Raw genomic sequence first — 19,100 nt, forward strand, 5'->3', positions numbered from 1 at the left:
TACGCCGGGGGACCCTCAGGCGCGAGGCTCCCCGGCCGGGATGGCCGTGCCGTCCTCGGGTCCGCCGCCGCGGTAGGCGGCGCGGCCGACCATGTAGGCGGCCACCGCGGCGGTGATGACCTGGAAGACCGCGGCCAGCAGCAGCGGCCCGGCGGTCGCCCAGGTGGGGCGGTGCAGCCACATGGCCAGCAGCACCAGGTGCAGGCTGAGCACCTGGGGTTTGGTCGCGGCGTGCATGCGGGCGAGGGTGGCCGGGAAGCGGACCATCCCCACCCCGGCGACGAACGCCAGCGCGGCACCCAGCAGCAGGCACACCGTGGCGGCGACGTCCAGGGCGTTCACCGCGTCCGCCCGGCGGAGAAACCGGCTGCGGCCCCGGCCGCGGTCTCTGTCGCGACCCCCGCGGTGGTCGCCGCGGCGAGGACCGCCGGGCGTCCGGCCGCCGTCACCGGGCCCGCCCGGCGAAGAACCTGGCCAGCGAGACCGATCCGACGAACCCCAGCAGGGTCAGCACCGGCAGCAGCGGCAGCGCCGAGTACTGGCCGCGCGCGACCGCCGCCGCGCCGATCGCGCACATCACCACGGCGGTCAGCACGTCCAGGGCGATCGCGCGGTCCAGCATGGACGGGCCGCGCACCAGCCGGTACAGCGTCATCGCCGCCGCGCCGCCGAGCAGCGCCAGCACCACCGGGTACACCATCGCCGTCATCGCAGCTCCTCCCTGTCGGCGGTGGTGCCGAAGGCCGCCACGATGCGCGCCTCCAGCTTCGCCACGTCCTCCCGCGTCCTCCCCTGCACGTCCCCGGTGAGCCCGAGGACGTGCAGGATCAGTTCCCCGTCCGCCAGGCGGGCCTCCAGCACGAGGCTGCCGGGCAGCGCCGACAGCGCCACCACGGTCAGCACCGCCATCACCTCCGAGGAGGTGCGCAGCCGTACCTCGACGATCTCCATCGGCGGCACCGTGCCGAAGCGCAGCGCCCAGAACGCGACCCGGGCGCTGGAGATCACCAGGTCGGCGGCGAAGACGGCCAGGAAGACCAGCAGCCGGGCCGGGTGGATCCGCAGCGCGGGCTTACGGGCCGGAAGCGGCAGCAGCCAGACGACGGCCAGCGCGGCGAGCAGCCCGCCCAGGACGTTGGCGACGCTCAGCTCGCCCCACAGCAGCAGCCAGACCACCGTCAGCCAGGCCACCGTGCGGGGCGGGACGGGCCTGCCGAACAGCCGGGGCGCGCGGTCGCCGTCCGGCCGGCTCACCGGCCGCTCCCCAGGACGGCCGAGATGTACGGCCGGCGGGCCAGCAGCTCCGCGGCGGTCCGTACGGTGAACGCGCTCAGCGGCCCGGCCAGCACGGTGTAGGAGAGGCCCAGCGCCACCAGCGCGGCCGTGGCGCCGATCATCGGGGGCGGCATCCGCACGCTGGTGACGATCTCCCGGCCGGTGATCCCCTCGGTGCCCCGCGCCCGGCCCGCGCCTGCCGCACCGGGGCCGCGGGCCTCACCGGGACCGTCCGGGCCACCGGGACCGCCGGGTCCGCCGGGTCCGCCGGGTCCGCCGCGCTCCCCGGGGTCACCCGCCCCCTCGGATCCCCCCGCGCCTTCCGGGGACTCCGCGTCCTCGGAACCCTCCGCGCCCCCGGAGCCCTCCGCGTCTTCGGGGGTCTCCTCCCCCTCCAGTACGGTGCCCGCCCCGGCCACGTCCGGCGGCGGCGTCCGCCAGAACGCCCTGTTCCACGTCATGGCCACCGCGTACAGGGTCAGCAGGCTGGTCACCAGCCCCCCTGCGACCAGGGTCAGCGCCACCGGGCTCCCGTCGGCCACCCCCGCCCGGACCAGCGCCAGCTTGCCCAGGAAACCCGACATCGGGGGGATTCCGGCGAGGTTCATCGCGGGGACGAAGAAGAGCACCGAGATCAGCGGTGCGAGGCCCAGCAGCCCGCCCAGGCGGTCCACCGAGGTGGTGCCGGTGCGGCGCTCGATCATCCCGGCCACCAGGAACAGGCTGGTCTGCACGGTGATGTGGTGGACGGCGTAGAGGACCGCGCCGGCCATCCCGCCGACGGAGAAGAGCGCGACGCCGAAGACCATGTAGCCGATGTGGCTGACCAGGGTGAAGGAGAGCATCCGCTTGATGTCGGTCTGGGCGGCCGCCCCGAGCACCCCCAGCAGCATGGTGGCCAGCGCCGCCCACATCAGCAGGCCGCCCACCGGGCCGCCGGGGAACAGCAGCGCCTCCAGCCGGATGATCGAGTAGACGCCGACCTTGGTCAGCAGCCCGGCGAACAGCGCCGTCGCCGGTGCGGGCGCGGTCGGGTAGGAGTCGGGCAGCCACCCCGACATCGGGAAGACCGCGGCCTTGACCACGAAGACCAGCAGCAGCGTCAGCTCCACCAGCAGCCTCACCGAGCCCGGCAGCGGCGTGAACCGCTCGGCGAGCTGGGCCATGGAGACGGTGCCGGTCGCGCCGTAGGTCACCGCGATGGCGACCAGGAACAGCATCGACGACACCAGGGCCACCACCGCGTAGGTGGCGCCCGCCCGGACCCGCGACTCCGTCCCGCCGAAGGTGAGCAGCACGTACGACCCGCTGAGCAGCATCTCGAAGGCGACGAAGAGGTTGAACAGGTCCCCGGTCAGGAACGCGTCGGACACGCCGGCGGACATGATCAGGTAGGCCGGGTGGAAGATCGCCAGCGGGGCGGCCTGCTCCTGGTCGGCGTACGCCTGCGCCTGCGAGAAGACCATCACGCACAGCGTCACCGCCGAGGAGACCGTCAGCATGACGGTGGCGAGCCGGTCGGCGACCAGCGAGATGCCGAACGGCGCCGGCCAGCCCCCGGCGTTCGTCACCAGCGGCCCCTGCCGGTCGGCCGCCACCAGCAGGACCAGCGACACCGCCAGCACGACCGCGAGGGTGCCCACGCTGATGAACGCCTGGGTCCGGCGCAGCCGGCCGCCGATGGCCAGCTTCAGGGCGGCGGCCAGCAGCGGCAGCACCACGGGCACGGGGACCAGCGACTCCATCAGTCGTCGCCCTCCAGGTCCGGGTCCTCGGCCCTGGCCTGCCGGGCCCGGTCGGCCCGGATGGCGGCCCGCATCTGCTTCCGGGCCTCGCGGCGGCGGACCTTCAGCCGCTCGCGGACCTCCCGTTCGTGTTCGGCGAGCTCCCGCTCCCTGCGGGCGAAGTCCTCGCGGATCCGGCGGACCCGCTCGTGGCGTTCGCGCCGGGACTCCTCCTCGGCGCGCCGGGCCTCGGCACGTCGTTCGGCGACCCGCTCGGGGGGCAGCGCCTCCCCGTGCTCGCGGACCCAGCGGTCGAGCTCGGCGCCGGTCTCGTCGATCCGCCGCCGCATCTCCCGGGCCGCCCGGCGTTCACGTTCGTGCCGGGCGGCGTTCAGGCGAACCAGCTCGGCGCGCTGCCCGGCGACCAGCCCGCGGTAGGCCCTCCGCCGTTCGCGCACCGCCTCGGCGATCTCGCCGCGCTGGGAGCGCAGCCGCACCCGGCGGTCCTCGGTGTCGTCCTGCACCTCGTCGCCGCCGGTGAGCTGCCAGGACCGGTGGACCATGGACAGCAGGAACGCGGTGACGCCCATGGTGATCACGATGGAGGTGAGCACCATGGCCTGCGGCAGCGGGTCGGCCATCCGGCCGGGGGCGGACCTGCCGAGGATCGGCGGGTCCCCCGGCGGGCCGGAGACCGTGACGATCAGCAGGTTCACCCCGTTGCCGAGGAGGATGACGCCGGCCAGCAGCCGCACCAGGCTGCGTTCCAGGAGGAGCGACGCGCCGGCCGCGACCAGCGTCGCGGAGGCGGCGATCGGCAGCAGCGGGACGCTCACCGGGCCTCCTCCTCGATCTGCCGGTCCAGTTCGGCGCCCAGGCTGCGCAGGATGTCCTGCACCATGCCGAGCACCGTCAGGTAGATCCCGAGGTCGAACAGCAGCACGGTGGACAGGTGGACCTTCCCGACCAGCGGGACGGCCAGGTCGGCGGAGAACGCGCGCAGCGGCGCGCCGCCGAACGCCATGCCCAGGGCCGCGGTCGCCACCGACAGCAGCAGGCCCAGTCCCATCAGCACCCCGGCGCCGGTCGGCGCGGCGACGGCCAGCTCGTAACGGCCTCCGGCGAGGTAGCGGACGACCAGGGAGAGCCCGGCCACGATGCCGCCGGCGAATCCGCCGCCCACCGAGCCGTGCCCGGTGAACAGCAGGAAGACCGAGACGAGCAGCAGGGTGTGGAAGATCATCCTCGCCACGACCTCCAGGACGGCGGCCCGTTCGCCGGGCGGCAGGGTCGCCGTCAGCCAGTAGGTCCGGCCCGGTGGCCTGCGGTGCCCGGCCGGTGGCCGCTCCAGCGCGTACGTGCGGCGGCGCAGGAAGACCAGGCTGGTCACCCCCAGGGTGAGGACGACGAGGACGGTGGTCTCCCCGAGGGTGTCCCAGGCCCTGATGTCCACCAGCAGCGCGCTGACGATGTTGGTGGCCCCCGACCGTTCCGCCGGACCGGCCAGCAGCGTCCCGATCGGCGTCTCCGACCGCGCGTTGACCGCCAGCACCCCCGCACCGGCCGCCACGAGGCCGGTGACCAGCCCGAGCGCGGCGCGTACGGCCGGCGGCACCCTGGGCCGCTGCTCCTCCTCCGGGACGATCGGGAGCCTGCGCAGCACCAGCACGAACGCCACCAGGCTCAGCGTCTCGACGAGGAGCTGGGTCATCGCCAGGTCGGGTGAGCCGTGGGCGAGGAACAGCAGCGCGGTGCCGTACCCGGTCAGCCCGACCAGCAGCGCGAGCACGATGTGGGAGCGGGCGAACGGGGCCAGGACGGCCGTGGCGGCGAGGAGGACCCCGACGACGGGCTGCTCGGCGCGCTTCCACAGGACGACGACCGGTCCCGCGGTGGTGACCGGTCCGTGCAGCAGCGCGAAGGCCGCGATGCCCGCCAGGGTGGCGAACGCGATCATGAGGTAGTCGGGGAGGGAGCCGCGCTGGACGACGCCGGTGAGCTGCCCGGCGAAGCGGTTCGTGCCCCGCACGAGCGCCCAGTAGACCCGGCCGGAGTCGATCGTGCGCAGCAGCCGTCCGGCCCGCGCCCCCCTGTCCCCGGCGGCGAAGAGCAGCGCGCCCGCGGCCAGGGCGGCGGCGGACAGCAGCAGCGGGACGGGCGCGCCGCTCCACAGCGCGAGGTGGGCGTCGTGGCCGGGGACGGCGAAGGTGGCGGTGTAGGGGTCCATGGCCCGGCCGTACCAGGAGGCGAAGGGGGCGGCGGCCAGTCCGAGCACGGCGAGCAGGGCGGGCGGCAGGAACGTCGCGGCGCCGTAGGGGGCGAGCGGGGTCGGCTCCCTGCCCGGCGGGCTCCCGAAGGCCCCGGTGAGGAAGCGCAGGCTGTAGGCGGCGGTCAGCGCCGAGCCGAGCACCACCCCGGCCAGCGTCGCCGACCGGCCGAGCCCGCCGCCGAGCAGCGACTCGAAGGCCGCCTCCTTGGCGGAGAACCCGAAGAAGGGCGGCAGGCCCGCCATGGAGGCCGCGGCGGCCGTCGCGACCGCGCACAGCCAGGGCGCCGAGCGCCGCAGGCCGCTCAGCTCGCGCAGGTCCCGGGTGCCGGCCGCGTGGTCGACGATCCCGACGACCAGGAACAGCGACGCCTTGAACAGGGCGTGCGCGCCCAGCATGGCGGCGCCCGCGAGCGCGGCGCCGCGGGTGGCGGTGTCGAACAGCACGGTCAGGAAGCCGAGCTGGCTCACCGTGCCGTAGGCGAGCAGCCGTTTGAGGTCGTTCTCGCGCAGGGCCCGCCAGCCGCCCAGCACCATCGTGAGCAGGCCGAGCGACACGGCCGCCACCCGCCACGGAACCGCCTCGCCGAAGGCCGGGCTGAGCCTGGCCAGCAGGTAGACGCCGGCCTTGACCATCGCCGCGGCGTGCAGGTAGGCCGAGACCGGGGTCGGCGCGGCCATCGCGGCGGGCAGCCACATGCTGAACGGGAAGATCGCCGACTTCGACAGCGCCCCGGTCATGACGAGCGCCAGCGCGGCGGGCACCGTCCCGCCGGCCGGGGGGTGCGCGACGAGCTGCGAGATCCGGTAGGTGCCGGCCGCCTCGCCCAGCATGACGAACCCGGCGAGCATGGCCAGCCCGCCGAAGGTGGTGACGGTGAGCGCCTGCAGCGCGGCCCGGCGCCCGGCCCGGCTCGCCGGGTCCTGGCCGATCAGCAGGTAGGAGAAGAGGGTGGTCAGCTCCCAGAACACGTACAGCAGGAGCAGGTCGTCGGCGGCCACCAGGCCGAGCATGGCCCCGGCGAAGGCCACCAGCGCCCCGCCGAACCTGCCGAGCCCTTCCTCTCCGGCGGAGAAGTAGCGGGAGCAGTACAGCAGCACCAGCGCGCCGATCCCGGTGACCAGCGTCATCATCAGCAGGCTCAGCGCGTCGGCGCGGAAGGACAGGCCCAGCCCCAGCGCGGGCGCCCAGTCGTGGTGCGAGGCGACGGGCGTGCCCGTGACGACGGCCCACAGCGTGTAGGCGAACCCGCACGCGGGCGGCAGGGCGAGCACGAGGAAGGCGTCGCGGCCGAACCGGCGAACCAGGGCCGGGGCGCACACCGCCGCGACGGCGTGCAGGATCAGCAGCGGCTCCATGGTCTCCCGGGCCCGTCGTCGGCCGACAGTCCGACGGTGCCACCGGATCCGCCGCGCCGCCGTACGGGCGCGCGGCCCCTTGACGGGAAAAGCCCCGGCCCTTCACCGGGGCATGAGGCCCCGCCGGGTACGGCTCAGCGGCGGTGGCCGGCGCGGCCCAGCAGCCAGCCGATCACCGCGCTGCCGAGCGCGACCCCGGCGCCCATCCCGAACGCGGCGAGGACCGGCCAGGCGGGGCCGGCCGCGGCGGATCGCGGGGCGGGCCGGACGGCGGGACGCTCGTAGACCCGCGGCCCGGCCTGGGCCGCCTCTTCGGTGAGGGCCGCCGGGCCGGCCTGGGCGGGGACCGCGACGGTCCCCGGGACGGCCGCCACGGCCCCGGCGGCCCCGGCGGCTCCGGCGGCCCCGGCGGCTCCGATCGCGGGAGCGGAGAGGTGGCTTTCGACGGCGGAGAAGAACTCGCCCGCGGTCTTCTTCGCCACCGAGCCGAGCACGCGCTGGCCGACACCCCCGATCATGCCGCCGACCACCGCCTCGGCGTCGTAGTCGACCCTGGTGCCGTCCCCGGCGTCGCTGAGGCGGATCTCGACGGTGGCGTCGACCGTGCCGGGGGCACCCTGCCCCCGGGCCCGGAGCACGAACCGCTTCGGCGCGTCGGGGTCGGTCAGCGTCACCTCCCCCTGGTAGACGCCCTTGATCGAGGCGACCCCGGCGGTGACCGTCATCCGGTAGGCGCCGGGCCCCGTCTCCTCCAGGCGCTCGCAGCCCGGGATCGTGCGCACGAGCACGGCCGGGTCCTGGAGCGCGGACCACACGCGGTCCCTGTCGATGCCGAGCACGGCACTGCCTGCGACCTTCATCAGGTTCCTTCCGGCGCGGAGACCCCGGGCCTCAGCCGTGGGGAGGACGTCAACCCAGCACTGTAGGCATCCGCCCGCCGCGCCGGTAGGGCGACACGTGCCGTCGGCGTGGCGGGCGATCGGCGGCGAGCCGCCCGCCCGGCGTGCGGGGGCCCACCGGCCGGGAGCGTCCGGCGTCGTGGCCGGGACCTTCTCGCCGGGCCGGTGGGCCCAGGTCAGAGCGCTAGGCGGTCAGGACGACCTTGTTGCACTCGTTCTCCTTGTTCTTGAACATCTCGTAGGCCTGCGGGGCGTCCTCCAGCCGCATGCGGTGGCTGATCACGAAGCTGGGATCGAGGTCGCCGTTGCGGATCCGGTCCATCAGCGGCCTCATGTACCGCTGCACGTGGCACTGGCCGGCCTTCAGGGTCAGCGACCGGTTCATGATCGCGCCCATCGGGAACTTGTCGACGAAGCCGCCGTAGACGCCGATCACCGAGACGGTCCCGCCGTTGCGGCAGGCCAGGATCGCCTGGCGCAGGGCGTACGGCCGGTCGGTCTCCAGGTGGGTCGCCTGCTTGGTGCGGTCGTAGGCGTACATGGCCGGGTTGCCGTGGTGGGCCTCCATGCCGACGGCGTCGATGCAGGCGTCCGGGCCACGGCCGGCGGTCATGTCCCGCAGCGCCTCCAGGACGTCGACCTCCTCGTAGTTGAGCGTCTCGGCGCCCGCGCGCTCGGCGTGGTGCAGCCGGTAGGGGAGGCGGTCGATGCAGATGACCCGCTCGGCGCCCATCAAGCGGGCGCTGACGGCCGCGAGCTGGCCGACCGGGCCGGCCCCCCAGATGGCGACGACGTCTCCGGGTTTGATCTCGCACATCTCCGCGCCCATCCAGCCGGTGGGCAGGATGTCGGACAGGAACAGCACCTTCTCGTCCGGCAGGCCGTCCTCGACCTTGATCGGCCCCACATCGGCGAAGGGAACCCTGGCGTACTCCGCCTGGCCCCCGGCGTAGCCGCCGAGCATGTGCGAGTAGCCGAAGATCCCCGCCGGGGAGTGGCCCATGAGCTTCTCCGCCACGCCCGCGTTGGGGTTGGAGTTCTCGCACACCGAGTACATGCCGTTCTGGCAGGACAGGCAGTTGCCGCAGGCGATCGGGAAGGGGACGACCACCCGGTCGCCGACCCTCAGGTTGCGCACCTGCGGGCCCACCTCCACCACCTCGCCCATGAACTCGTGGCCGAGGATGTCGCCCTTCTTCATCGTCGGCACGTACCCGTCGTACAGGTGCAGGTCCGAGCCGCAGATCGCGGTCGAGGTGACGCGGACGACGGCGTCGCGGGCGTTGACGATCCCCGGGTCCGGGACGTTCCGGACCTCGACGGTGTTGCGGCCCATCCAGCATGTGGCTTTCATGTCTCCCCCTCACCCCACCGGCTGGGCGGGACGCTGTACGGCCTGCCGGAGCGCGCGGGTGCCCTCCGGGCTGCCCTCGGACCGCACCACCTCCCCGGTCTCCAGGACCTGCTTGAACCGGCGCAGGTCGTCACGGACCTGCTGCTCGGGGTGCTCGCCCAGCAGCCGGGCCAGCGCGAGTCCCGCCTTGCCGCCCGGCGGGTCGTACCGCAGGCTCACCCGCACCTCGGTGCCCCGGCCGCCCGGGGCGTCGGTGAACCGCACCGTCCCGCTGTTGGGCACCGTCGCCCGTCCCGTGGACCGCCACGAGATCAGCTCGCCCGGGCGGTCCTCGGTGATCTCCGCGTCCCACTGCACGCTCTTGCCCGCCGGTCCCCGCGCCGTCCAGTGCGACCGCCCGTCCCCGATCACCTCCACCGACTCCAGGTGCGTCATGAACCGCGGAAGGTGCCCGAAGTCGCGCCAGTACCGGTACACCTCCTCGCGGCGATGGTTGATCGTCACCGCCGCCCGCAGGTCCCGGACCCGTTCGCCCAGCTCACGGCCCTGCCGCTCCCGGGCGGCCGTGCCGCGCCGGCCGGCCCGCGCCGCGGCGTACACGGCGACGGCGAGCCCGGTGGCCGCCGTGAGGGCCCCGATGCGGCCGCCCGCGCCGCCGCCACGCCGGCCCCGGCCGGCCTTCATGCGGCCCGGCGCCATCATGTGCCTCATGCCGCCCATGCCGTGGCCCGGCGCCATCATCCGCCTCATGCCGCCCATGCCGTGGCCCGGCGCCATCATGCGCCTCATGCCGCCCATGCGGTGGTGGTCCCCCATCCCGTGGGCGTGCCCGCGGCCTCCCGGGTACGGGATCACGTGCAGGAACTCCCGCCGGCCGGTCGGCGCCAGCATCGTACGGATCCGGCCGGCGATGCCCCGGCCGGTGCCGGGCGGCGTCATGTGGAGCAGGTCCCGCGCCCCGGGCGGCGGGATCACGTGCCGGAACTCCCGCCCGCCGGTCGGCGCCAGCGCCCGCCGCAGCCCGCGGGGAAGCCCCCGGCCGCCCGCCATCGGCAGCCCGCGGAGCATGCCTCCCGCTCCCGGCGACGGGATGGCGTGCAGGAACTCCCGGCCGCCGGTGGGCATGAGCCTCCGCCGCAGGCCGCGGCCGGACGTGCCGCCCATCATCGGCATGGCCTGGATGAACTCCCGCCCACCCGTCGGCGCCAGCCTCCGGTAGACCCGGCCGGCGGTCTTCGGCGCGACGATGTGCGCCAGGCCCAGGCCGATGCCGGCCCAGCCCAGCACGCGGGCGAGAGGGTCGGCGGTGTGCTTTTCTTCATGGGTCATGTGGTCCTCGCATGGCTGGTCGCTTCTCCGTTCCCGGTCCCCCGGCGGCTCGGTCCCGCGGCCGCTTCCGGCGGCCGGACCGCTCCGGCGCGGCCACCGTCCGGCGCGGCCCGGCAGGCGGGAACGGCCGGTGGCGAACCTCCCGGTAACCGCAGGTATTACCCCTCCTGACATGGGAAGACACTGATTCCCCGGCCCGGAATGGGTCAGGAGATCCCAACATCGCCGGACTCTCCGCCGACCCCGGCCGGCCCCTCCGGGAGACGTAATCCCTCATTTCCGATAAATGCCTCATATGGCGATTTCTGTGACGACCGGTCCCCGGCCCCTGGCAGGATGGTGCGCCATGGCATCGGGGAGATCATGGATGGCCGGGGCGGCGGTCGTGCTCGCGGTCGTGACGGCGGGCACGGGCTGCGGCCAGAGGAACACGGGCGCGGACGACGACGCGGCGGGCGGCCGGGAGAGCGCCGCCCGCGCCTCCTCCCCCGCCGAATCCGCCTCGCCGTCCCCCTCGGGGCCGCCCGGGGCACTGCCCGCGCCGGGTGAGGTGGACCGGATCCCCACGCCCGCCGACGGGCTGCCGCCCGTGATCAGCTCCATCCCCACCAAGCGGAAGGTCGTCTTCCTCACCATCGACGACGGCTGGGAGCAGGACCCCGGGTTCCTGGCGCAGGTCCGCGAGCAGCGGATCCCGATCGCGGCCTTCGTCACCCGCGACGCCGTCGAGGCCAGGGGCGCGACCGACCCGACCGCCCAGGGAGGCAGGTACCTCGGCGCCGGGAAGTGGGACTACGTGCGCGACCTGCGCGAGGCGGGGGCGACGATCGAGGACCACACGCTGACCCATCCCAACATGCCCACGCTCGGCTACGAGCGGCAGAAGGCGGAGATCTGCGGCACCGCCAAGCTGGTCCGGAAACACGTCGGCGAGGCGCCCAGGCTGTTCCGCCCGCCGTTCGGCAGCTTCAACACCCTGACGCGCAGGGCGGCCAAGGCGTGCGGCATGGACGCGCTGCTGCTCTGGACGGCGACCGTGCAGCCGGGCGGGAAGATCGCCTACCAGGTGCCGGACAAGAAGCTCCGCCCCGGCGACGTGCTGCTGCTGCACTTCCGGCCGAACCTGTCCCGCGACTTCCGCGTCCTGGTCAGGAAGATCCAGCGCCGGGGCTTCGAGCTCGGCAACCTCCACGCGTACCTGGAGGCCGCGGGCCGCCGGCCCTGATCCCCTCGGGGTCCACCGACCGGCGTACCCGGAAATCCCCCGGGCGGCTGACGCGCCGCCCGCCCCCGCGGCGCCAGCATGGACCCAGCGCGCCCCGGGGCCCTGCGGCCCGGAGCGCGCCCGGCGGAACGGGGCAGTGGTCCCGTCCCGCCGGGCCGCCGGGGAACGGTTCCCCGGCGTCGCGCAGGGGAGGACCGGCGCCGCGGGCCGGAGGGGGCGATCTCGGCCCGATCCGGAGTGCGGTCCGGATCGGGCCATGTGACGAAGATCGCATCAGCTCGCGGCGCCGGCGCCCCTCCTTGCTCTACAGCTTGTAGTACTACTAGGGGTAGCACTACGGCTCGTAGAGCTTTGACCCGTGAGGGGAAGATGGACGCACTGGACCTGGCGCGGTGGCAGTTCGGAATCACCACCGTCTACCACTTTCTTTTCGTACCCCTGACCATCGGCCTGGGTGTTTTCGTGGCCGGTCTGCAGACCGCCTGGCACCGCACCGGTCAGGAGCGCTACCTGACGCTCACCAAGTTCTTCGGGAAGCTCTTCCTGATCAACTTCGCGATGGGCGTGGTGACCGGCATCGTGCAGGAGTTCCAGTTCGGGATGAACTGGAGTGAGTACTCCGTCTTCGTCGGCGACGTCTTCGGCGCCCCGCTGGCGCTGGAGGCGCTGCTGGCGTTCTTCCTGGAGTCGACGTTCCTGGGTCTGTGGATCTTCGGGTGGGACCGGCTTCCCAAGCGCGTCCACCTCGCCACCATCTGGGCGGCGGTGATCGGCTCCAACCTCTCGGCCTACTTCATCCTCGCCGCCAACGCCTGGATGAAGCACCCGGTCGGCTACGAGGTGGTCGGCGGCCGGGCCCGCATGACGGACCTGTGGGCCGTGCTCACCAACCCCACCGCCCTCGCCCAGGTTCCCCACGTGGTCGGCGCGGCGTTCATCGTCGCCGGCGGGTTCGTGCTGGCCGTTTGCGGCTACCGCATCCTGCGCGAGCGGCGCCTCGACCCCGTGCGGCGCGGCCAGGAGGGCATGTGGCGCACGCCGATGCGCGCCGCGCTGGTCATGACGGCGATCGCCGGCGCCGTCGTCGCCTTCACCGGCGACACGTCCGCCAAGCTCCTGAACGAGCAGCAGCCGATGAAGCTGGCCGCCGCCGAAGGGCTCCGGCACAGCACCGCGGGCGCGCCGTTCTCCCCCGTTCCCGGGGTCGAGCTGCCCAACGTCCTCAGCTTCCTGGCCACCGGCGACATCGACGCCGTCATCCGGGGCACCGACGACCTGCAGGCCGCCTACGCCCAGCAGTTCGGCCCGGCCGACTACATCCCCAACCTGCCCGTCGTCTACTGGTCCTTCCGCGTGATGATCGTCTTCGGCATGGCGACCGTGGCCCTGTCGGTCCTCGGCCTGTGGCTGACCCGCCGGCGCCGCCGCGACCCGCGCCCGCGCCCGCTGCCCGCCTGGTTCGCCCGCGCCTGCCTGCTGGCCCTGCCGCTGCCGACCCTCGCGATGACCGCCGGCTGGCTGCTCGGCGAGATCGGCCGCCAGCCCTGGACCGTCCAGGGCGAACTGCTCACCGCCGCGAGCGTCTCCCCCGGCGTCAGCCTCGCCGAGGTCGCCATCTCCCTGGCGGTCTTCACGATCCTGTACGGCGCGCTCGCCCTGGCCGAGGCCGTACTGCTGGTCCGTCACGTCAAGGCGGGACCCGAGCCCGCCGCCCCCGGCCCCCTCACGCCGCCCTCGCGCGACGGCGACGAGGACCGCACCGCCCTGCTCCAGCCGACCCTGATGTACTGAGCGGACAACGCACATGGAACTGACGACCTTCTGGTTCATCGTCATCGCCTTCCTGTGGACCGGCTTCTTCGTCCTGGAGGGCTTCGACTTCGGCGTCGGCATGCTGGCCCCGGCGCTGTCGCGGAACGAGGCCGAGCGCAAGCAGGTGCTCGGCACCATCGGCCCGGTCTGGGACGGCAACGAGGTGTGGCTGATCACCGCGGTCGGCGCGATGTTCGCCGCGTTCCCCGCCTGGTACGCCGGCCTGCTCAGCGAGTTCTACCTGCCGCTCGTGCTGGTCCTGGTCGGGCTGATCGTGCGCGGCGTCGGCCTGGAGTGGCGGGGCAAGGTGCACCACGCCGCGGACCGCCGCTGGTGCGACCTGGGCATCGTGGTGGGCAGCGCGCTCCCCGCCTTCCTGTGGGGCGCCGTCTTCGCCGACCTGCTGCGGGGCAGCGCGGTCGCCGCGCTGGTCGGCGGCGTCCTCTCGCTCTCGCTGTTCGCCCTGCACGGCGCGGTCTTCGTCGCCCTGAAGACCACCGGCCCGGTGCGGGCCCGCGCCCGCCGCGCCGCGATGGCCGCCTCGGTGGTGGCGCTGCCCGCCGCCGTGGTGGCGCTGCCGGGCATCCCCCCGGCGGGCACCGCCTGGGCCTCGGCGCCGTGGCCGTGGGCGTGCGCGCTGGCCGCGGTCGCCGTCCTGGCCGCGGGGGTCGCGCTGACCTGGCGGGGCAGGGACGGCTGGGCGTTCACCGCCACCGCCTCCGCCATCGTCCTGACCGGCGCCGCGCTGTTCACCACCCTGTCCGCGGCCCCCATGCCGGGCATGACCATCGCCGAGGCCGCCTCGGGCCCCTACACGCTGGGCATGCTGACCTGGATCGGCCTGATCGCGCTGCCGTTCGTGCTCGGCTACCAGGGGTGGACCTACTGGGTGTTCCGCAAGCGCCTGGTCGCCGAGGTCTCCCGGCCCGAGGCCCCGGTCCGGGTCTGAGACCCGGGCTCAAGCCTCCCGGCGGGACCGCGCGGGACCGGGTGTCCTGACAACGGACGGCGCGCCGTCCTCCCCGCCCGCCGTCCCACCGGCTCCGCACCGGAACACCGTGACCACGGCCGCCACCGCGGCCGTGGTCGTTTCCGTGCCCGCGACGGCCGCCGTTATCACTGCGAGATCTGACATTCTCCGGCCGGTGGAGTTGGGAAACAGAGGCATTGACTTCCAGTGAAAAGATCGCAAACATGCCTCGGTGACCACCCCCAGCCTGTTCCGGCACCGGAACTTCTCGCTCCTGTTCGGAGCGGACACGATCAGTCAGATCGGCACGCAAGTCAGCAACCTCGCACTGCCACTGGTCGCGGTGCTCGCGCTGCACGCGAGCGAGTTCGAGACCGGCTTGCTGGCCGCCGCGCAGACGGCGGCCTTCCTGCTGGTCGGGCTGCCGGCCGGGGTGTGGGTGGACCGGATGCCGCGCCGGCGGATCCTGGTCTCCGCCGACCTGGTCCGGGCCGTGCTGCTGGCCTCGGTGCCGCTCGCCTGGTGGTTCGGCGCGCTGAGCCTGCCCCAGCTGTACGCCGTGGCGCTCGGTTCGGGCCTGGCCACGGTCTTCTTCGACGTCGCCTACCAGAGCTACCTGCCGAGCCTGGTCGGCAGGGACCGCCTGATGGACGGCAACGCCAAGCTGGAGATCGTCCGCAACTCGGCGCAGATCGCCGGCCCGGCCGTCGGCGGCGGGCTGATCCAGCTGCTCACCGCGCCGATCGCGGTGGTGCTGGACGCCGTCAGCTTCCTGGGCTCGGCGCTGATGCTGGGGCGGATCGACGCCACCGAGCAGGTGCCGGCCCGCAGCGAGCGGCGGGGGCTGCTGAAGGAGATCGGCGAGGGCCTGCGGTACGTGGCCTCCCACCGCATCCTGCGGCTGATCGCCGCCTCCACCGCCATGGCGAACTTCGCCAACGGCATGATGGCCGCCGTCGAGATGATCTTCCTGACCCGGGTGGTCGGCCTGTCCCCCGGCGCGATCGGCGTGCTGTTCTCGGTGGTGTCCGTCGGCGGCCTGACCGGCGCGGCGCTCGTGGGGCCGATGAGCCGCCGGGTCGGCTCGGCCCGGATCATCTGGCTGTCCATCATGGTGACGACGCCGTTCACCGCCCTGGTGCCGCTGACCGAGCCCGGCTGGCGGATCTCGCTGTTCGCGATCGGCGCGTTCGTCCAGTCGATCGGCGTGGTGCTCTACAACGTCGGCCAGGTCACCTTCCGCCAGAGCGTCACCCCCGAGCGCATGCTCGGCCGGATGAACGCCACCATGCGCTTCCTGGTGTGGGGCACGCTGCCCCTCGGCGGCCTGGCCGGCGGCCTGCTGGGCGAGCAGTTCGGCGCCCGCGCCACGCTGTGGGTGGTCGTGGCGATCACCGTGCTGGCGGTGGTGCCGCCGGTGCTCTCCCCGCTGCGCACCATGCGCGACCTGCCGCCGGTCCCGGACCCGGACGGGCCCGGGACGGAGGACCGGGCGGCCGGGGAGGCGGCGGAGGAGGTTCCGCTGATCGGAGAGGCGGCGGCCGGGATCCCGGTGACCGAGCGGCCCGTCCCGGCGGACGACCCCGCCTCCGGCCCCGCATCGGCCCCCGCACCGGACAGCGGCCCGGGTCCCGACGGGGACGGGACCTCCGCACGGGACGACGCCGGGCCCCGGCCGGGCCCCGCGGGCGACTCCTGACACCGCTCCCCCGCTCCCGCACCCCTGTCCACGGACCGTACGGCCCGGGCGGCGCGAGGCGGGCGGATCGGTACCGCGACGGCGCCTGTGGAGGCGGGCGGCCGCGTCCGCGGCGGTGGGAACGGCGCCGGCCGTACGGCGCGAGGCGGAACGGTACGGCGCGGCTCAGCCGGCCGCGCGGCGCAGGTCGAACAGCTCCGACGGGGAGATCGGCATCCGGTCGATCCGGATGCCCTCGGCGTCCTCCACCGCCGAGGCGATCACCGCCGACACCGGGATGACCCCGGCCTCCCCTGCCCCCTTGATGCCCAGGGGGTTCAGCGGGGACGGAGTCCGCAGGTGCGCGGTCTCGATCCGCGGCACCTCGGTGACGTAGGGCATCAGGAAGTCCATGAACGAGGCGTTCAGCAGCTGCCCGTGCTCGTCGTAGACCATGCGCTCGTACAGCGCGCCGCCCACCCCCTGGGCGACGCCGCCGTGGATCTGCCCCTCGACGATCATCGGGTTGACCAGGTTGCCGCAGTCGTGGACGACGGCGTAGCGCAGGACGCGGATCTCGGCGGTCAGCGGGTCGGTCTCGACGATCGCCGCGTGCATGCCGGAGGCGAAGGTCGAGCGGATCGGCGAGTAGTAGTCGCGTCCCTCCAGCCCCGGCTCCTCCCCCTCGGCCACCGGCGGCCGGTCGGGGGAGGGCGTCCCGGCGAACTGGGTGGCGCGGGCCGTCTCGGCGTCGAAGGCGTAGCGCAGCGGGTTGGCCAGTACCGCCACCGTGGCCAGCGGCACGGCCACGCCGGGCGTGCCGGCCACCCGGACCTCGCCGTCGACGATCTCCAGGTCGCCCGGGTCGGCCTCCAGCGCGTCGGCGGCGATCCGCAGCGCCTTCTCCCGCACCCTGCGGCAGGCCAGCGCGATCGCGTTGCCGCTCATCACCGCGGCCCGCGAGGCGAACGTGCCGACCGCGTAGCCGAACCTGCGGGTGTCGCCGGTGACCACCGAGACCCGCTCCAGCGGCACGCCCAGCTCGGCCGCGGCGATCTGGGCGAACGCGGTCTCGTGGCCCTGACCCTGGGAGGTCAGGCCGGTGGAGACGTGCACCCGGCCGTCGGAGGTGATCTGGACGTGGCCGCCCTCGTAGGGGCCGACGCCGGTGCCCTCCACGTAGCAGCCGAGCCCGATGCCCAGGCGCCGCCCCTCGGCCGCGGCGCGGGCCCTGAGCTCGCCGAAGGAGTCCCAGCCGATGAGCTCCTTGAGCATCCGCAGCGACTCGGGGTAGTCGCCGCTGTCGTAGATCAGCGGGCGGCCGTCCTGGAAGGTCAGGCCCTGGTCGTAGGGGAACTCGTCCGGCTGGATGAAGTTGGCCTCGCGCACCGCCGTACGGTCCAGGCCGAGATGGGCGGCGATGCGGTCCATGGTCCGCTCCATGCAGAAGGCCGCCTGCGGGCGGCCCGCCCCCCGGTACGGTGTGACCTGGACGGTGTTGGTGTAGACGGAGGAGAACTCGACCCGGTAGGCGCCGAGCCGGTACGGGCCCGGAAGCTGGGTGGCGGTGATGATCGGCACGATGATCCCGTACGGCGTGTAGGCCCCGTGGTCGTGCAGGATCGTCACGTCCAGGCCCAGCACCCGGCCCGCGTCGTCGAAGCCGACCCGCACGTGCTGCACCTGGGCCCGCTCGTGGGCGGAGGAGACGAAGTGCTCGCGCCGGTCCTCGGTCCACTTGACCTCGCGGCCGAGCAGCATGGCGGCCCAGGGGACGAGGACCTCCTCCGGCCACGGATGGACGATCTTGACGCCGAACCCGCCGCCCACGTCGGGGGCGATGACCTCGACCTTGGTCAGCGGCAGGCCCAGCCGGGCCGCGACCGCCATCCGGACGCTGGTGGAGGTCTGGGTGCTGGAGTAGATCCGCAGGGAGCGGTCGTCGGCGTCCCACCGGGCGTAGACCCCGCGGCCCTCCAGCGGCATGGAGGCGCTGCGCTCGATGTCGAGGCGGAAGGACAGGGTGTGCGGGGCGGCGTCGATCGCCTCCCGGGCGCCGAGCCCGGCCGCCGAGGGCACCTCCTGCACCAGGTGCGCGCCGACGTTGCCCGGCACGTCGTCGTGGACGAGCCGGGCCGAGCGCGTCGCCTCCTCCACGCCGACGACGGCCTCGGCGGGCTCGTAGTCGACCCGGATGAGCGCGCAGGCGTCCTCGGCGAGGTAGCGGTCGCGGGCGACGACCATCACGACCGGCTCGCCGACGTGCCGTACGACGTCGCGGGCCAGCGGGCGGGCGGTGCGGCCGCGGGTCAGCGCCGGATGCGGGATGAGCAGCGGCAGCGGCGCGCCGACCTCCTCCGGCAGGTCCTCCCAGGTGTAGATCGCCACCAGTCCCTCGACCTCGATCGCCGCGGAGACGTCGATGTCGAGGATGCGGGCGCGGGCGTGCGGGGAGCGGACGAAGGCCGCCTCCAGCGCGCCCGCGCCGAGGTCGTCCAGGTAGCGGCCCCGCCCGGTGAGCAGGCGCGGGTCCTCGCGGCGCGGCACCGGCTCGCCGAACAGCCTGGTCGTCATGCCCCCTCCGCCCCGGTGTCCCCGGACGTCCGGACGGGCCCGGACGGCCACCCGGCCGGGCCGCCGTCACCCTTCCCGGCGATGAGCTCGGCGGCGCGGCGGACGGACCTGACGATGTTCTGGTAGCCCGTGCAGCGGCAGAGGTTGCCGGAGAGCCCCTCCAGCACCTCCTCCTCGCTCGGCGCCGGGTTGTCGCGCAGCAGGGCGGTGACCGTGCACAGGAAGCCCGGGGTGCAGAAGCCGCACTGCAGGCCGTGGCACTCGGCGAAGGCCCGCTGCACCGGCGACGGCTCCCCGTCCGGCCCGGCCAGCCCCTCCACCGTGGTGATCTCGTGGCCGTCGGCGGTGGCGGCCAGCGTCAGGCAGGAACGCACCGGCTCGCCGTCCAGCAGCACGGTGCAGCAGCCGCAGACCCCGTGCTCGCACCCGACGTGGGTGCCGGTCAGCCCGAGGTCGTGACGCAGGCAGTCGGACAGCAGGCGCCTTCCGGGCACCTCGGCCCGCCGGACCACCCCGTTCACGGTCAGTGTGACCGCGATGTTCGTCATCGGCTCACCGCTCCTCACCGCTCGTCGCCGCGTCCGGGCCCCGGCTCACCGTCTCCCGGCCGCCGCGCCGCCCGCCGGGCCGTACGG

At 74.2% G+C, this 19,100-nt stretch carries 15 protein-coding genes; 4 read left to right on the forward strand and 11 right to left on the reverse strand.

The window, feature by feature from the left end; genetic code table 11:
- Positions 1-15: 15 nt before the first annotated feature.
- The 9 genes from mnhG to IEZ10_RS05035 form a co-directional block, all read right to left on the reverse strand.
- Positions 16-342 (reverse strand): monovalent cation/H(+) antiporter subunit G, encoded by a 327-nt coding sequence (gene mnhG / locus IEZ10_RS04995; RefSeq protein WP_189245272.1) that lies wholly within the window; start codon positions 340-342, stop codon positions 16-18.
- Positions 343-445: 103 nt separating this feature from the next.
- The gene (locus IEZ10_RS05000; RefSeq protein ID WP_189245273.1) at positions 446-709 is read right to left on the reverse strand and encodes an MrpF/PhaF family protein; all 264 of its coding nucleotides are present in this window, start codon (positions 707-709) and stop codon (positions 446-448) included.
- Positions 706-1,254: a Na+/H+ antiporter subunit E gene (locus IEZ10_RS05005; protein WP_189245274.1), complete on the reverse strand. Its 549-nt coding sequence runs from the start codon at positions 1,252-1,254 to the stop codon at positions 706-708. Before IEZ10_RS05005 ends, IEZ10_RS05000 begins: the two co-directional genes overlap by 4 nt.
- A complete protein-coding gene (locus IEZ10_RS05010; protein ID WP_189245275.1) occupies positions 1,251-3,020 on the reverse strand; it encodes a Na+/H+ antiporter subunit D in 1,770 nt (589 codons plus the stop codon). Before IEZ10_RS05010 ends, IEZ10_RS05005 begins: the two co-directional genes overlap by 4 nt.
- Positions 3,020-3,835 (reverse strand): Na(+)/H(+) antiporter subunit C, encoded by an 816-nt coding sequence (locus IEZ10_RS05015; protein WP_189245276.1) that lies wholly within the window; start codon positions 3,833-3,835, stop codon positions 3,020-3,022. Before IEZ10_RS05015 ends, IEZ10_RS05010 begins: the two co-directional genes overlap by 1 nt.
- Entirely contained in the window at positions 3,832-6,624 is a 2,793-nt protein-coding gene (locus IEZ10_RS05020) for a Na+/H+ antiporter subunit A (RefSeq protein ID WP_189245277.1), read from the reverse strand. The genes IEZ10_RS05015 and IEZ10_RS05020 overlap by 4 nt, the downstream gene beginning before the upstream one ends.
- A gap of 134 nt (positions 6,625-6,758) precedes the next feature.
- Complete coding sequence (locus IEZ10_RS05025) at positions 6,759-7,484, reverse strand: SRPBCC family protein (protein ID WP_189245278.1); 726 nt, start codon at positions 7,482-7,484, stop codon at positions 6,759-6,761.
- Between the two features lie 223 nt (positions 7,485-7,707).
- Entirely contained in the window at positions 7,708-8,877 is a 1,170-nt protein-coding gene (locus IEZ10_RS05030) for a zinc-dependent alcohol dehydrogenase (RefSeq protein WP_189245279.1), read from the reverse strand.
- Positions 8,878-8,886: 9 nt separating this feature from the next.
- Positions 8,887-10,206, reverse strand: a complete 1,320-nt coding sequence (locus IEZ10_RS05035) for an SRPBCC family protein (RefSeq protein WP_229810968.1) — start codon at positions 10,204-10,206, stop codon at positions 8,887-8,889.
- 346 nt (positions 10,207-10,552) lie between these two features.
- Between IEZ10_RS05035 and IEZ10_RS05040 the strand changes: the two genes are divergently transcribed.
- The 4 genes from IEZ10_RS05040 to IEZ10_RS05055 all read left to right on the forward strand — a co-directional run bounded on the left by IEZ10_RS05040 (position 10,553) and on the right by IEZ10_RS05055 (position 15,912).
- Positions 10,553-11,431 carry a polysaccharide deacetylase family protein gene (locus tag IEZ10_RS05040; protein WP_229810969.1) on the forward strand — a complete coding sequence of 293 codons (879 nt, stop codon included), beginning with the start codon at positions 10,553-10,555 and terminating at the stop codon, positions 11,429-11,431.
- A gap of 369 nt (positions 11,432-11,800) precedes the next feature.
- The gene (locus IEZ10_RS05045; protein ID WP_189245280.1) at positions 11,801-13,222 is read left to right on the forward strand and encodes a cytochrome ubiquinol oxidase subunit I; all 1,422 of its coding nucleotides are present in this window, start codon (positions 11,801-11,803) and stop codon (positions 13,220-13,222) included.
- Positions 13,223-13,235: 13 nt separating this feature from the next.
- Positions 13,236-14,192: a cytochrome d ubiquinol oxidase subunit II gene (gene cydB / locus IEZ10_RS05050; RefSeq protein ID WP_189245281.1), complete on the forward strand. Its 957-nt coding sequence runs from the start codon at positions 13,236-13,238 to the stop codon at positions 14,190-14,192.
- Positions 14,193-14,445: 253 nt separating this feature from the next.
- A complete protein-coding gene (locus IEZ10_RS05055; protein ID WP_189245282.1) occupies positions 14,446-15,912 on the forward strand; it encodes an MFS transporter in 1,467 nt (488 codons plus the stop codon).
- A 165-nt stretch (positions 15,913-16,077) separates the two neighbouring features.
- On the opposite strand, the gene cutA is transcribed toward IEZ10_RS05055, so the two are convergent.
- Both cutA and IEZ10_RS05065 read right to left on the reverse strand, forming a co-directional pair.
- Positions 16,078-18,465: an aerobic carbon-monoxide dehydrogenase large subunit gene (gene cutA / locus IEZ10_RS05060; RefSeq protein WP_189245283.1), complete on the reverse strand. Its 2,388-nt coding sequence runs from the start codon at positions 18,463-18,465 to the stop codon at positions 16,078-16,080.
- Positions 18,462-19,013, reverse strand: coding sequence for a (2Fe-2S)-binding protein (locus IEZ10_RS05065; protein WP_189245284.1), 552 nt, complete (start codon positions 19,011-19,013; stop codon positions 18,462-18,464). The genes cutA and IEZ10_RS05065 overlap by 4 nt, the downstream gene beginning before the upstream one ends.
- Positions 19,014-19,100 lie beyond the last annotated feature (87 nt).

The organism is Streptosporangium pseudovulgare (assembly GCF_014648055.1).
Lineage (GTDB): Bacteria > Actinomycetota > Actinomycetes > Streptosporangiales > Streptosporangiaceae > Streptosporangium > Streptosporangium pseudovulgare.

Bases quoted from the DNA above. Each gene is read 5' to 3' on its own strand.
- IEZ10_RS05025 (WP_189245278.1), bottom strand. From the start codon at position 7,484: ATGAAGGTCGCAGGCAGTGCCGTGCTCGGCATCGACAGGGACCGCGTG.
- cydB (WP_189245281.1), top strand. From the start codon at position 13,236: ATGGAACTGACGACCTTCTGGTTCATCGTCATCGCCTTCCTGTGGACC.
- IEZ10_RS05020 (WP_189245277.1), bottom strand. From the start codon at position 6,624: ATGGAGCCGCTGCTGATCCTGCACGCCGTCGCGGCGGTGTGCGCCCCG.
- IEZ10_RS05000 (WP_189245273.1), bottom strand. From the start codon at position 709: ATGACGGCGATGGTGTACCCGGTGGTGCTGGCGCTGCTCGGCGGCGCG.
- IEZ10_RS05065 (WP_189245284.1), bottom strand. From the start codon at position 19,013: ATGACGAACATCGCGGTCACACTGACCGTGAACGGGGTGGTCCGGCGG.
- IEZ10_RS05040 (WP_229810969.1), top strand. From the start codon at position 10,553: ATGGCATCGGGGAGATCATGGATGGCCGGGGCGGCGGTCGTGCTCGCG.
- IEZ10_RS05035 (WP_229810968.1), bottom strand. From the start codon at position 10,206: ATGACCCATGAAGAAAAGCACACCGCCGACCCTCTCGCCCGCGTGCTG.
- IEZ10_RS05010 (WP_189245275.1), bottom strand. From the start codon at position 3,020: ATGGAGTCGCTGGTCCCCGTGCCCGTGGTGCTGCCGCTGCTGGCCGCC.
- cutA (WP_189245283.1), bottom strand. From the start codon at position 18,465: ATGACGACCAGGCTGTTCGGCGAGCCGGTGCCGCGCCGCGAGGACCCG.
- IEZ10_RS05030 (WP_189245279.1), bottom strand. From the start codon at position 8,877: ATGAAAGCCACATGCTGGATGGGCCGCAACACCGTCGAGGTCCGGAAC.
- IEZ10_RS05045 (WP_189245280.1), top strand. From the start codon at position 11,801: ATGGACGCACTGGACCTGGCGCGGTGGCAGTTCGGAATCACCACCGTC.